The sequence below is a fragment of the Chryseobacterium sp. S0630 genome, from assembly GCF_024158915.1.
Classification (GTDB): Bacteria; Bacteroidota; Bacteroidia; order Flavobacteriales; family Weeksellaceae; genus Chryseobacterium.
On sequence record NZ_JAMZGF010000028.1, the window covers coordinates 1 to 13,922 of the forward strand.

Consider the following 13,922-nt stretch of genomic DNA (forward strand, 5'->3'; position numbering starts at 1 on the left):
TAACAAGATACAGCTTGAAGGCGCGAGGATTTTATCTGCGATAAAATTTATAAACTGCTATTTTAAACCATTAAGATCTTTGAAGATGATAAGGATAGTTAAGGGAATAGCTAAGGCTATTTTTGAGCAAGATGCTTTTTTTCATCTAAGATGAATCTTAATTATTCTTATGCTCTTCACACATCTTAATGGTTTAAAATAGCAGTTTATAAATTTTATCGCAGATAAAATCCTCGCGCCTTCAAGCTGTATCTTGTTAAATTAGTTTGCGTCTTGGCGTTTTTTAAAATTCAGTTACAAAGAAGTACAGTTTTCATCCTTTGCGTACACTCCATTGCTTTTTGCCTCCAGCTTTCCGGTTTTTCTATTGATTTTAACCCAAAAAGATTCTTTCACAGCCGGACAGCCCTTTGATTGCATAAGGTACATAGAGATATGGCGGTCTTCAATTTTATAAGCTCCTGTAAAGCGGTTACTTGTATCCACTGAATAACCATACGTTTTTGCCAGTAAAATAGCCTCCGGAAGATTGTCTACCGTTCCGATAAAATCTCTCAGTTGTTGTTCATTGGAAAAATAAACAGACCTTTCATTCTTACACGCCAGAATGTATGAAAAACAATTGTTCCCAATACATTTCTGGAAAAAACCTTTTTCAGGAACAGGTTCATTGATGGTCATAAAATCAGGAGCCTGGCTTTCATAGAGTACTGATTTTTCATAGTCCATATCATTACTGAGAACACGCCAGTAAGCATAGTCTTTATCAGGAACAATGAACGGATAGAGATATTCTACCGTGTCAAGAATATCAGGAATTTTTTTATAATCATCAGGAACCTTGATCTGGCTGTAAAGCAGATTGGAGAGAATCAGGGAAAATGCGATGATTACTTTCATAGAGAATGGGTTTCCGGTGCAAATTTAAGAAAGAGAATTATTCCAATACAATTTTATAATATCCTTTTTCAGCAGTTACATCAATATCTATACCTGTAAACGTTATTTTATTAATTTGATAGCCATCACAACCTCCATTAAATTCTGACGACTGTATTGAAAAATCTAAGTCTTTAATATTAGAAAAGAATTTATACTTTTTTGTTCCATTGTAAGCCCCTACATTTTCTACAATGATCATATTGTCAGATGTTTTGGATAGCTGTACACTATTGTTGTCTTCGTCCTGAACTGAATAAGTTGTCAATGTCCCATTAGCAATAAGATTTTCATCATTAGAATCCACAAACTTAAAAAGGATCGGCAGAGGTGGGTTATAACAATCTTTTTCACATGAGATGAAAAGAAGGGCTATGAGTAAAAGAGTAAAAATTTTTTTCATGGATTACAGATGGTGTGAAGAGTAAAGTTAATTATTAATGTCTAATAATCAAATTTATAAAAACTTCATCGGATATCCCACGGTAACATTTCCATTGATGATTTTTTTAAGCTTAGACTCCATCAATTTTTTGGTCAGAGGTTTCAGGTGATCTGTATATAAGATTCCCAACGTATGATCATATTCGTGCTGGATAATTCTGGCGGTTAATCCAGTGAAGGTTTTCGTATGTTTTGTGAAATCCCGATTCTGGTATTCAATGGTAATTTCCCAGGGCCTTTTTACTTTTTGAGAAAGTCCGGGAATACTCAGGCAGCCTTCATAATCTTCCCAGGTTTCTTCCGAACTGTGAGTTATTTTTGCATTGATAAAAGTTTCTTTAATCCCTTTGTTATCCTTCCCGAAATATAAGATCTGATCTTCCATATCCAGATTTTTAAAAACAATCTCACTGTCAATAATGAAAAGTTGTAAAGATTTTCCGATCTGAGGAGAGGCAAGGCCGCATCCATTGGCATTTTCCATGGTTTCCCACATGTCTGTTACCAATTTCTGGATTTCAGAGGTGTTTTCTATGATATTTGAGCATTTTTGCTTTAAAATCTGATTTCCGTAAGCGAGAATAGATAAATTCATTGTCGTATTTTCCCACAAAGTTCAGGAGAAGAGAACAGATACACAATGAACCTATGTTAACTAATCTGTCTGTGGATTCTGCTTAAAGCCTGTGGCGTAATTCCGATATAGGATGCGATGTATTTTAGAGGAACGCGCTTAATCATTTCCGGCTGTTCTGTAAATAATTTCAGATAACGTTCTTTGGCTGTAAGTTTTAGTAGAGAAAGTTCTCTTTTGCTTTTTGCCAGAAATAATTTTTCAGAAGCAAAACGCCCCAGATGATTTCCAACGTTGGTGTGATTGTAGACTTTCTGCAGATCATCATAGGAAATTTGCCATACCACAGTTTCTGTTAAGGCCTGCATTTCATATTCAGAAGGAGTTTGGGTAAGAAAAGAGTCATAAGCACAGCTGAATTCTTTTTCAAAACTAAAGCTGAAAGTATAGCCGTATTCATCATCAGGAATATAAAATCTTACCAGTCCGGATTCAATAAAAGATAAGTAATTCTCCGTATCGCCCTGCTGGGTAATGATGTCATTTTTAGCAAAAACCTTTCTATGAAAATGTCCCGCTATAAATGCCCATTCTGATTCCTGCAGTTTGACGATCTGTTCGTAATATTCTCTGATGTAGCCCATAGGGTTGAATTATCTTACAAAGTTAATGAAATCCAGTAAACCTTCAGAAATGCTTTTTGGAAGATTAATTCACCATATGCTCTACAAATGGAACAATTCGTTCATTCTCAATTTTTCCTTTGATAAAAATAGAATCACCATTTTTAAAGACATATTCTTTCACCAGCAGATTGGTTAAACCATACGGCTCAAGAAATGAATTAACCCAAGGATGCTGACCTTTTAAAAGCGATATCTTATGATTTTCTGTTGTATGATAATTTCTTAAATAATATGATGTTTCATGATTGGTGGCATAAGTATCTTTTGTGAAATGCACTGCTCCATTTATATTATCAGCAATACATAATTTAAAATCAACAGGATATAATTGATTATTAATTGAAAGCTGAGTTCCTTTAGGAAAACCTGCAATGGCACTATAATCAAACTCTTCGAAAATTTTCGATGGACGTTTGCTGTTCATATGGGTGCTGAAATTAACAACACCAATACGTAGAAGATATAAAGAAGATTCTGTTCCAGACATAGGTGAAGTGATTGTTTGATCAGTATATATTTTGCACTTCAGTACCGGCAAATCAGCAATATTATCCAATTGATTGTTGTGGGCTTCCACAGCCTGTTCCATTGAATCTAAACTTCTGTATATAAAAGCCCCGAATCCTATTATTGAGGAGATACAGACAAAGATAAATACAGCAAATACAATGAGTATAGTTTTAAATGCTTTTTTATCAATTTTAGTTCCGTTGCTTTTAATATCTATATTGCCGTTGAAATTGAATTTAATCATAGAGTTAACATGGTTGCCAAAACTAATCAAATTTTAAACAAAAATTAATATTATTTTTTTGTATTTCGACCTTAATTTTTGTCATTTGTCAATTAAATTAATTTCAAAATCACTTACATTTGTTAATATGATACATGACCAACGCGCAGAAAAATTCAGGCAGATTGTGGAAAATAAGTTCCAGATCTACAATTCATTATTTATGAGCCTGCCTTATGATAAAATGACGAATATCGGAATGCTGCTTCCGTTTCTCTATGAAGAAAGCAGAACCGGTTATGAAGCAGGGAAAACCCCTGAAGATATCGTCGAAGAATTCTTTAAAAACCATACCGATCTCCAAAACGAAGAGCAGAAACTGGAACTGCTTTTCAAGATCATTCAGTATATAGAAAGACAGGTTGTTTTGTTTGACAGTATTGAAGATGCTGCATTTCCTAACCTCCATTCAGAAAGTGATAATGGGACTGTGACCAACCTCTTTGAACGTTCTTTTCAGGATCATAAAATTGAAAAAGTACGTGAGAAATTAAAAGATTTTAGTGTTAAGGTTGTATTTACTGCGCACCCCACTCAGTTTTATCCGAGTTCAGTACAAAGAATTATTCAGGATTTGAGAGGAGCGATTACCGGTGATTCGGTGACGCAGATTGATATGCTTTTACAGCAGCTGGGGAAGACTCCATTTGTTAACAAAGAAAAACCTACTCCGATAGATGAAGCACTGAGCATTATTTCTTACCTGAGATATGTGTATTATGATACCATCGGTGAATTATTTACAAAGATTAAAAAGACTTTTGGAAACGGTCACTTTCATCTTCATGAAGATATTATCCAGCTTGGTTTCTGGCCGGGAGGAGACAGAGACGGAAATCCTTTTGTAACCGCAGAGGTAACGAAAAGAGTAGCAGAAGAACTTCGTTCTGCCATTCTGAAGTCTTATTACAGCCATTTGAAATTTATCAGAAGAAGATTAAGTTTCAGAGGCGTTTCTGAAGTGCTGACCCAATTGAGTGAAGAACTGTATGCTGCAATTTTTGATGGAAAAAGCATTAAAGCAGAAGATATTTTAAAGAAAGCGAATGAAGCAGAAAAAATATTAATCAATGAGCACAACGCTTTGTTTTTAGATCTTTTGGTCAATTTCAGAGACCGTGTGATGATTTTCGGAACTCATTTTGCAACGTTGGATATCCGTCAGGACAGCAGAATTCATCAGAAAGTGATTGATGAGGTATATGCAAAAGTGTATGGAAATGAAGACGCTGATCACGAAGAGAAGTTCAATAAACTGATTCAGATTTCTGAAACTGTCAATGCAGAAGATTTCGAAGATATTGTAAAAGATACTTTGTTAACGGTTTCACAGATTACAGACATTCAGAATCTGAATGGACTGAGAGGAATGAACCGCTATATTATTTCCAATTCTGATGCCGTAAAAGATGTTATGAATGTATACGCATTCTTTAAAATATGCGGTTATCAAGATGAAGCTATCAATATGGATATTGTTCCATTATTTGAAACAATGGAAGGGCTTGCCAATGCAGAACATGTAATGAATGAGCTGTACCATAACCCTGTCTACAAAAAGCATCTTGAGAAAAGAGGAAACCAGCAGACGATTATGCTTGGATTCTCGGATGGAACCAAAGACGGAGGATATTTAAAAGCCAACTGGGAAATTTATAAAGCAAAAGAAGTATTGACAAAACTTTCTGAGCAAAATAATATTAAAGTAGTATTTTTTGACGGTAGAGGCGGACCACCAGCCAGAGGAGGAGGGAAAACCCACGATTTCTATGCTTCTCAGGGAAAAACGATTGCGAATAATAAAATCGAACTAACGATTCAGGGGCAGACGATTACCAGTATTTTTGGAAATAAAGAACAGGCAAAATACAACTTTGAACAACTTCTGACAGCCGGTGTGGAAAATGATGTATTCAAAAATGAAAAAAAAGAACTTACCGAAAAGGAAAGAACTTTGATTATTGAGTTGGCGGATATCAGCTATAAAAAATATTCAGATCTGAAAGCCCACCCAATGTTTGTTCCTTACCTTCAGGAAATGAGTACGCTTGAATACTATGGAAAAACCAATATAGGAAGCCGTCCTTCAAAAAGAGGAAGCGGAAGTGAATTGAAATTTGAAGATCTGAGAGCAATCCCGTTTGTAGGTTCATGGTCACAATTGAAGCAGAACGTACCAGGATTCTTCGGTTTTGGATATGCGATGCAAAAGATGAAAGAACAGGGTAGGTTTGAAGAGGTAAGAGAATTGTACAAAGGTTCAGACTTCTTTAAAACTTTAGTTTTGAACTCCATGATGAGTATGAATAAGTCTTATTTCCCTTTGACCTATTACATTAAAAACAATCCGAAATTCGGTGCATTCTGGAATGTCCTTTTCGATGAATATGAGCTTTCAAGAGACATTATGCTGGAGTTGACAGGATTTAAAATGCTTCAGGAAGAAGATCCGTTATCCAGAAAATCTGTGAAGATCCGTGAGAAGATTGTCCTTCCATTGCTAAGTATTCAGCAGTATGCATTGATGAAAATTCAGAAAGGAGAAGGAAACAAAGAAGCGTATGAAAAGCTGGTGACACGTTCCTTATTCGGAAATATCAATGCGAGTAGAAATTCTGCATAAATTATTACAAAAGTTTTGTACCTATCGTACAATATTATATCAATAGGAATGGGCTTTAGCCCATTCTTTTTTATAGACCCAATCCATTGGCTTTAGCCCAAACATATTAAAAGAATATTTCCCGCAGATTACACAGATCACACAGATGTTTATGTTGTACTAAATCTGCTCAATCTGAATAATCTGCGAGAAACAAAAAGATTACTCTTTTAAGAATTTCTCATAGAAAACTTTATCCTTCGTCTGAATTTTCAGATAATAGGTTCCCTTTGCAAAATCCTCTACTTTTATAGATTTCTGGTGGTTGCTTTTTCTGATGAGTCTCCCCAGATTATCATAAATTTCCAGGGACTGAACTTCTTGCTCTGAAGCAACATTCAGAATATTTTTTGCAGGATTCGGGAAGATAGAAAACTTCTCTTTTTTTACAGTCTCAGAGGTATTTAGAACCAGATTGTATAAACTTCCGAAATTAAGAATTCCAAATCCTGTCTGATCCGAATGAAGAGGATAAAGTGAAGCCGTTTGTCTTAGCTTTGTTCTCATCTGCTCTCTGTTCATCGTTGGAAACGCCTGAATAAGACATGCAACACCGCCTGCGGCAATAGGAGTAGCAATAGAAGTTCCATTTACAACTAAGGTCGCATTATCATACACGGTTGTTGTACCGGTTCCCTGTGTACTTCCGTCTGGTTTTACCACCCCGAGAGCATTAGGCCCGAAAGAAGAAAATCCGGATGCATTTCCGGCAGAATCTACAGATCCGATAGAAAATACTTTAGCATTGTCAGAGGGTGTCATAAGATAGTGCCAAGGCTGCTGTCCGGAATTACCTGCAGCGGCAAGAACAAAAATACCTTTTTCAGCAGCAATCCCAGCGCCTCTGGCAATAAATGAAGTATTCCCATCCATGTTGGCATACGTATAATTATAACGGCTTTCGTCGAAAACATTGTATCCCAATGATGAGGTAATAATTTCTACTCCTTTTCGATCTGCTTCTTCAGCAGCTTCAATCCAGTAAAGCTCTTCTTCTGGAATTTCTACAGCAGCATTTTCACTTCGATAAAGATAAAAATCAGCATCAGGGGCTGCTCCTACAAAAACATCCTGCAGATATCCACCGATAACACCTAGCACGACGGAACCATGAGTGCTGAGAGCTGCATTGTAAATATCTCCGGTTTTGGTCACAAAATCATAAGAAGCTTTGATATGATTATTGGTCCACAATCTTGAAAAAGCACTTCCTGTGTTCACCGTTGGAAATCCGGCATCAATCACAGCTATAGAAACTCCTGTTCCGGTGTAGCCCGCCAGATGTAGCGGTCGGATATTGACCTGATCTATTTGTCCTGCACCGGAACCATAATTAAAATTGGTAAGTGTTTTATTAATGCTGGCATCGTCTTTCCATTTTCCCGGGGCTGTTTTCACGGTAGTAGAATTGTTTCTGGCAAAACTTTCAACAGAGGAAACAAAAGTTTGAGCCTGAAGTAACGTTTTTTGTGCAGGTGTGGCATTGACTGCTGCACCATTAAGCCATTTTGAATAATCCGTAACAACAAATCCCAAATTTTGAAGATTCTGAAGGTAAGATTGTTCAATAGGAGCGTCCTGATCATTGAGTGGTATTCCCAGCGTCGTACGCCTGTTGAGTGATTTCTGGCTGAGTTCTGATAGCGGATTTGCATAAAAAGCTGCTTTATTAGGCTTATCCGTGAAGTAAACAAAAACGAGTTCCGTTTGTGCGGAAACAGTAAGGTAACCCGTTAGGAAACAAAAGAGTAAAAGTTTTTTCATAAAATTTATTTGTATAAAGATAAAAACAAAATCAATAAAATTTTTGATAGGATTTTAAATTCCTTATTTTTACAGAAATATTTAGTATATGAAAAAAATTCAGATGGTTGACTTGCAAAGTCAGTATTACAAAATAAAGAATGATGTAGACAATGCAGTTTTGAATGTAATGGATTCTGCGGCATTTATTAACGGTCCTGAAGTAAAGTCTTTCCAGAATGAATTGGAGTCTTATTTAGAAGTAAAACATGTGATTCCGTGTGCCAATGGTACAGATGCATTACAGATTGCCCTGATGGCTTTGGATCTGAAAGAAGGAGACGAAATTATCACGGCTGATTTTACTTTTGCTGCTACAGTAGAAGTTATTCACCTGCTTAAATTAAAGTCTGTACTGGTAGATGTAGATTATGATACATTCACAATTTCTACTGAACAGATTAAAAAAGCAATTACGCCAAGAACAAAAGCGATTATTCCGGTGCATATTTTCGGACAGTGTGCCAACATGGAAGAAATTTTAAAAATTGCTGAAGAGCATAATTTATATGTTATTGAAGACAATGCTCAGGCAATCGGTTCAGAATATACATTCTCTGACGGAACTGTAAAACAGGCAGGAACAATGTCTACTGTGGGAACTACTTCTTTCTTCCCTTCCAAAAACCTGGGATGCTACGGAGACGGAGGTGCTATTTTTACCAATAATGATGAATTAGCTCACCGTTTAAGAGGAATTGTAAACCACGGAATGTATGAGAGATATTATCATGATGAGGTAGGAGTAAACTCACGTTTGGACAGCATTCAGGCAGCAGTTTTAAGAAAAAAACTTCCTCACCTTGATTCTTACAACGAAGCGAGAAGAAAAGCAGCTGATTTTTATGATGAAGCATTCGAAGGAAACCCGAATATTCTGACTCCAAAAAGAGCGGAGAACTCTACTCACGTATTCCACCAGTATACGTTAAGAATCCTGAATGGAAAACGTAATGAGCTTCAGAAGTTTTTAACGGAAAAAGAAATTCCTGCAATGATCTATTATCCGGTAGCATTAAGAAAGCAAAAAGCATACTTCCAGGAAAGTAATGCTGCAGACTTTGTGAATACTGATAAGCTTTTGGATCAGGTAATTTCGTTGCCAATGCATACAGAATTGGACGAAGAGCAGCTGAAGTATATTACGGATGCAGTGCTTGAGTTTATGGGATAAAATAAGCATGAAGGAATTTTTTTTAAAAGGGAGAAAGTATAAATTCTTTTTAGGATTTCACCTTTTTATTGTAGGGCTTTATTCAATCTATATCATAAATACATTGAAGTCTTATAATTCCTCATCTTATTCAACATATTATAAAGAGAGTATTTATGAAAATATCGCAAAATACTCTTTTTATATTATCATAAATTTAATTTCGGTAGCGATCATTTATTTTAAAATAAAACGAGCAAAGACTATCCTCAATTTTTTTGCAGTAATGATCTTTATTTTGGTTTGTTATGCCGAATATACCCTGATTAAAACTTATGTTAATAACTCATATTATAACTTTGTAATTACTTTTAATACAGGAGTTATAGGTTTTATTGTTTTTTATATCTTTTATCTCAATAAAAATAGTGAGAAAGAAGAGATAGGAATAAATGAAATAGAGAATATAGGAAAACGCGAAGACTAAGAAACCGCTAAGATTTAAAAAATAAAGATGGCTATACTTGTTACCGGCGGACTTGGATATATTGGTTCTCACACTGTTGTAGAACTTCTTAATAACGGCTTTGAAGTGGTTATTGTAGATGATTTATCCAATACGGAAAGGTTTATTTTAAAAAATATTGAGGAAATTACAGGTAAGAAGCCTGTTTTTTATCCTTTTGATTTAAGAAGGAAAGAACTTCTTACTCAGGTGTTTGATGCTCACCAGATTGATGGTTGTATCAATTTTGCTGCCTCTAAAGCGGTAGGAGAGAGCCAGATCATTCCAGTAGATTATTATGAGAATAATCTGTTTTCTTTGATTAATATTCTTCAGGAATTTAAAGCAAGAAAGATCTCCAATTTTATTTTCAGCTCATCATGTACGGTATACGGACAGGCAGATGTAATGCCGATAGATGAAAATACTCCGTTGAAAACCCCTGAAAGTGTCTATGGGAAAACAAAACAAATGGGAGAACAGATCCTGATTGATTTTGCAAAAGCCTATCAGAGTAAAATATCACTATTAAGGTATTTTAATCCAATCGGAGCACATCCTTCCGGAAAGCTGGGAGAATTGCCGATAGGGATTCCTAATAATTTAGTGCCTTATGTGATGCAGACGGCTTCTGGAGTTCGTGAGAAACTGAATATCTGGGGTGATGATTACTCTACAGAGGATGGAACAGCCGTTCGTGATTATATCTATGTTGTTGACCTGGCAAAAGCACACGTTGCAGCATTAAAGAAACTGATAGAGGATCCTTCATCGGATGCTGTAATAGATATTTACAATCTGGGGACAGGAAAAGGTTCATCTGTACTGGAAGTGGTAAAAGCTTTTGAAAAAGCCAATCATGTAGAAGTGCCTTATCAGATCTGTGCCAGAAGAGAAGGAGATATCACTATTGCCTATGCTAATCCCGATAAAGCGGAAAAAGAACTCAACTGGAAGTCTGAAACCTCGCTTGAAGAGGCTTTAAGAACAGTTTGGGAATGGCAAAAATATCTGAACACCAGAAATTCATAACTTAGCATTGAGAAATGCTTATATAGAAAGAGCAATTTAAACGATCATAAAACAAATTACAAAAACATCTTCCTTGAAAATTGAATGTTTTATCTTTTTAAAAAACATTTATTTCAGCGAAGCTTTAATTTAACATTAATATGAAGACACAGAGAATAGGTATTACATTTTCGTCATTTGACTTATTGCATGCAGGTCACATTAAAATGCTTGAAGAAGCTAAAACTGTATGTGACTATTTAATCGTCGGACTTCAAATCGATCCGTCCCACGATCGTCCAAACAAAAATAAGCCAAGTCAGACTATTGTTGAAAGATATATCCAGCTGAAAGCAGTGAATGCTGTGGATGAGATTATTCCTTATTACACAGAAGAAGACCTTTTGGATATTCTTAAATCATTTGTGATTGACGTAAGAATCATCGGGGATGATTATATGGACAGAGACTTTACAGGTAAAAAATACTGTGAAGAAAAAGGAATTGAGCTTTTTTTCAACAAAAGAGACCATAGGTTTTCCACCAGTGATCTGAGAAGAAGAATCTATGAAGCTGAAAAAGAAAAATACGCAAAAGCAGAACCTGTAAAATAACAGAAATAAAAAAATCCCGAAAGAACTTTCGGGATTTTTGTTGTATTACATTGGGCCGCCTTGTTCTTCGTCCCCTTTTGTATTAGAATTAATATCTTTTTTAATTTTAGGTTTGGCATCAATTTTCTCGCCTTGCTTGAACTTATAAGTGAAAGATAAAGCAAACTGTCTTGGCTGCCATTGCATTTCCATTTCTCGGGTAAACTGAGCATTATCAGAGAAGTTTTTCATTTTTCTGGTATTAAAGATATCTCTGATGTTGAATCCTATAATTCCGTTTCCTTTCCAGATGGTCTGGCTCGCTCCAAAATCTATCCCATACATTGCCTTTCTGTTGTTCATAGCTGTTTTCTCAGCAGCTCTGTAGAAGCTTTGAATTTGAAGGCTTAAGTTTTTAGTAGGCTTAAATGTATTGTTAAAACGTATTCTGTATGAGAATCCGGAACCAGAGAAATCATTTAAGGTTTTTGGATTGTCCGGGAATAAGTTATAGCTTCCTGTATTTTTATATCCGTAAAGGTCAGCAGAAAGCATTATTTTCCACCAGCTGTAAGGATCATAAGTTCCGTTCAGATCCAAACCATAATTGGTCTCCGTACCCACGTTGAAAGGAATGGTGTTTACAGCTCCCGTCTGATCTACATATTGATATCTGTTTTGCTCGTCTTCAGACTTTTTAAAATACAGAGTTGGATTAAACGTAATCTTTTTATTTGAAAGATTGTATCCAAGTTCAAAAGAGTTTTCGTAGGTTGGATTAAGATTCGGGTTTCCTCTGAAATAGTTTCTGTCATCATCAAAAGACATAAAAGGGATCAGGGAGAAAGCTCTCGGACGGTTAATTCTTCTTGAATAATTTAACAAGATCTGATTGTTCTTTGCCAGATCATAGCTTAAAAATACAGAAGGGAAGAACTTAGTATAGTTTTTATTAACTTCCGGAGTATTTGCCGGGTTTCCGTTTACATCAAAATTTTGAAAATTAACGTCAATTTTTGAAGTCTCACTTCTTAATCCTAACTGATACGCAAATTTTTCTCCAATTTTACTTTTAAACTGTGCATAAACTCCCAAAATCTTTTCAGAATATACCGTATTACTTGTGAAATCGAACCTGGTAGTTGTAGGTTGATCGTTTAACTTTTGATCTACAAAATAGTTATAGGTATTTCTGTTATAATCATAACGTGCTCCTGCTTCTAATTTAGACTTTTCACCTATTGGAAGTTCATAATCGATTTTTCCAATGAAAGTATCCGTTTTAGAATCTGTACTTACATTATTGATGATATTACCGTTTGGCTGTACAATATTTTCAATAAATGTTCTTTGATCAATTTTATTAATTCCGTCTGTTTTGTTGGTCTGGTAACTTGCGGATGCGGATAATAACTGGCCATTATCTCCAATTTTCTGATCAAGTCCAAGATCAAACTGGGTTGCCAGGTTTGTGTTATTTCCGTAGCTGTTTCTTTCCCTTAAAACATTGCTTACACCAGAAGTAGGAGTCGTATACAGTCTTTCATTATAAGAATTAAGACCTGTCTGATCCGTATCAAAACTTCTGATCATTCCTGAGAAATTGATGGATGTTTTATCACTGAAATCATGAGTAAAACCAGCAGTCACATTATAAGTGTTACTTTCTCTTGTCGTTTTACCATTTTGTTGAGAATACTGTGTAAAAGGGAATGCATCAGAAGCCAGGCTGCCAATATCATCCTTTCTGGTAGTTGTATTCTTCATGGTGCTTTCATTCTTCTGATAACCACCGCCGCCATTTAAAAACCAGGTCCAGTTACCTTTTCTCCAGTTTAAATTCGCATTAAGATTGGTTCTTGGAAGATAACCTAAAGTTCCGGTTACACTACCATTGAATCCCATTTTTTTATCCTTTTTAAGAATGATATTCAGAATACCAGCGGTCCCACTTGCCTCAAATTTAGAAGAAGGGTTGGTAATTACCTCAATTCTTTCAATCTGATCTGCCGGAATACTTTGCAAAGCGTTGGCTCCATCATCTATTCCAAGAAGAGAAGAGGGCTTTCCGTTAATCAGAAATTTTACATTGGAATTTCCTCTCATCGATACCGTTCCGTCTGTATCTACAGAAACCGAAGGAACATTGGTTAAAACATCCTGAAGATTTCCTCCTTTACTCACAATATCCTGTGAAGGATCATAGGTTTTCTTATCAAGTTCTACTTTATATGCTTTGGTGGCTGAAGCAGTAATCACAACACCCTGTATTTCCTTTGTTTTACCATCAACAGTAGAGGTTGGCTCTGCTTCAATAGATAATGCTCCGATATTACCTGCTTTTGCAATATTTTTGCTGACTACACTTTTTTTGTAATCAATAGCTTCTACTGTAATATCATAGTCTCCGGGCATAAGCTGAAGTGTATATTGCCCTTTTTCATCTGTCAGTACAGCATCACTTAAAGTCTTGTTGGCCTTATTGCTAAAAGTTACGGAAGCATAAGGAACCGGTTGATTTTTTTTGTTGACAATGATTCCTGAAACTCCAGCCTTCTCCTGTGCAAAAGCCAGTGCTGCCGCTGAAAGTACTAGGGTAAGTCCTAAAGTTTTTCTGGTGAAAATATTGACAATTTCTGTCTTATTCTTCATAGGTTATTTTTTTGTATAAGATCGTGAAAGAATAACCCTTAATATTTTGAATATCCATATCAATTTGATCTTCAAAACATTATGGTTGTATGTTTTTTCTAACTGTT

Annotated in this window: 12 protein-coding genes; 5 read left to right on the forward strand and 7 right to left on the reverse strand. The window is 35.6% G+C overall.

Annotated features, from left to right (window positions below):
* Nucleotides 1-294: 294 nt before the first annotated feature.
* From NK356_RS13395 to NK356_RS13415, 5 genes are all read right to left on the reverse strand, one after another.
* The gene (locus NK356_RS13395) at nt 295-900 is read right to left on the reverse strand and encodes a hypothetical protein (protein ID WP_253317213.1); all 606 of its coding nucleotides are present in this window, start codon (nt 898-900) and stop codon (nt 295-297) included.
* Nucleotides 901-937: 37 nt separating this feature from the next.
* Nucleotides 938-1,342, reverse strand: coding sequence for a hypothetical protein (locus NK356_RS13400; protein ID WP_253317214.1), 405 nt, complete (start codon nt 1,340-1,342; stop codon nt 938-940).
* A gap of 54 nt (nt 1,343-1,396) precedes the next feature.
* On the reverse strand, nt 1,397-1,978 hold the full coding sequence (def, locus tag NK356_RS13405; RefSeq protein ID WP_253317215.1) for a peptide deformylase: 582 nt from the start codon (nt 1,976-1,978) through the stop codon (nt 1,397-1,399).
* Between the two features lie 56 nt (nt 1,979-2,034).
* Complete coding sequence (locus tag NK356_RS13410; protein WP_253317216.1) at nt 2,035-2,601, reverse strand: Crp/Fnr family transcriptional regulator; 567 nt, start codon at nt 2,599-2,601, stop codon at nt 2,035-2,037.
* A gap of 64 nt (nt 2,602-2,665) precedes the next feature.
* The gene (locus tag NK356_RS13415; RefSeq protein ID WP_034696303.1) at nt 2,666-3,397 is read right to left on the reverse strand and encodes a hypothetical protein; all 732 of its coding nucleotides are present in this window, start codon (nt 3,395-3,397) and stop codon (nt 2,666-2,668) included.
* 127 nt (nt 3,398-3,524) lie between these two features.
* Here NK356_RS13415 and NK356_RS13420 point away from each other — a divergent pair, with 127 nt between their 5' ends.
* The gene (locus NK356_RS13420) at nt 3,525-6,059 is read left to right on the forward strand and encodes a phosphoenolpyruvate carboxylase (RefSeq protein ID WP_034696302.1); all 2,535 of its coding nucleotides are present in this window, start codon (nt 3,525-3,527) and stop codon (nt 6,057-6,059) included.
* Between the two features lie 201 nt (nt 6,060-6,260).
* On the opposite strand, the gene NK356_RS13425 is transcribed toward NK356_RS13420, so the two are convergent.
* On the reverse strand, nt 6,261-7,862 hold the full coding sequence (locus NK356_RS13425) for a S8/S53 family peptidase (protein ID WP_034696301.1): 1,602 nt from the start codon (nt 7,860-7,862) through the stop codon (nt 6,261-6,263).
* A gap of 88 nt (nt 7,863-7,950) precedes the next feature.
* On the opposite strand from NK356_RS13425, the gene NK356_RS13430 reads away from it, so the two are divergent.
* The 4 genes from NK356_RS13430 to NK356_RS13445 all read left to right on the forward strand — a co-directional run bounded on the left by NK356_RS13430 (nt 7,951) and on the right by NK356_RS13445 (nt 11,184).
* The gene (locus NK356_RS13430; protein ID WP_034696300.1) at nt 7,951-9,075 is read left to right on the forward strand and encodes a DegT/DnrJ/EryC1/StrS aminotransferase family protein; all 1,125 of its coding nucleotides are present in this window, start codon (nt 7,951-7,953) and stop codon (nt 9,073-9,075) included.
* A gap of 7 nt (nt 9,076-9,082) precedes the next feature.
* Nucleotides 9,083-9,541, forward strand: coding sequence for a hypothetical protein (locus tag NK356_RS13435; RefSeq protein WP_034696299.1), 459 nt, complete (start codon nt 9,083-9,085; stop codon nt 9,539-9,541).
* Nucleotides 9,542-9,568: 27 nt separating this feature from the next.
* Nucleotides 9,569-10,591: a UDP-glucose 4-epimerase GalE gene (gene galE / locus NK356_RS13440; RefSeq protein ID WP_253317217.1), complete on the forward strand. Its 1,023-nt coding sequence runs from the start codon at nt 9,569-9,571 to the stop codon at nt 10,589-10,591.
* Between the two features lie 140 nt (nt 10,592-10,731).
* Nucleotides 10,732-11,184, forward strand: coding sequence for an adenylyltransferase/cytidyltransferase family protein (locus NK356_RS13445; RefSeq protein ID WP_034696297.1), 453 nt, complete (start codon nt 10,732-10,734; stop codon nt 11,182-11,184).
* A 45-nt stretch (nt 11,185-11,229) separates the two neighbouring features.
* Here NK356_RS13445 and NK356_RS13450 read toward each other — a convergent pair whose 3' ends face one another.
* A complete protein-coding gene (locus tag NK356_RS13450) occupies nt 11,230-13,815 on the reverse strand; it encodes a TonB-dependent receptor (protein ID WP_034696296.1) in 2,586 nt (861 codons plus the stop codon).
* Nucleotides 13,816-13,922 lie beyond the last annotated feature (107 nt).

Coding starts and splice junctions, on each gene's coding strand:
- galE (WP_253317217.1), top strand. CDS start 9,569: ATGGCTATACTTGTTACCGGCGGACTTGGATATATTGGTTCTCACACT.
- NK356_RS13420 (WP_034696302.1), top strand. CDS start 3,525: ATGATACATGACCAACGCGCAGAAAAATTCAGGCAGATTGTGGAAAAT.
- NK356_RS13400 (WP_253317214.1), bottom strand. CDS start 1,342: ATGAAAAAAATTTTTACTCTTTTACTCATAGCCCTTCTTTTCATCTCA.
- NK356_RS13425 (WP_034696301.1), bottom strand. CDS start 7,862: ATGAAAAAACTTTTACTCTTTTGTTTCCTAACGGGTTACCTTACTGTT.
- NK356_RS13445 (WP_034696297.1), top strand. CDS start 10,732: ATGAAGACACAGAGAATAGGTATTACATTTTCGTCATTTGACTTATTG.
- NK356_RS13410 (WP_253317216.1), bottom strand. CDS start 2,601: ATGGGCTACATCAGAGAATATTACGAACAGATCGTCAAACTGCAGGAA.
- NK356_RS13450 (WP_034696296.1), bottom strand. CDS start 13,815: ATGAAGAATAAGACAGAAATTGTCAATATTTTCACCAGAAAAACTTTA.
- NK356_RS13435 (WP_034696299.1), top strand. CDS start 9,083: ATGAAGGAATTTTTTTTAAAAGGGAGAAAGTATAAATTCTTTTTAGGA.
- def (WP_253317215.1), bottom strand. CDS start 1,978: ATGAATTTATCTATTCTCGCTTACGGAAATCAGATTTTAAAGCAAAAA.
- NK356_RS13430 (WP_034696300.1), top strand. CDS start 7,951: ATGAAAAAAATTCAGATGGTTGACTTGCAAAGTCAGTATTACAAAATA.
- NK356_RS13415 (WP_034696303.1), bottom strand. CDS start 3,397: ATGATTAAATTCAATTTCAACGGCAATATAGATATTAAAAGCAACGGA.
- NK356_RS13395 (WP_253317213.1), bottom strand. CDS start 900: ATGAAAGTAATCATCGCATTTTCCCTGATTCTCTCCAATCTGCTTTAC.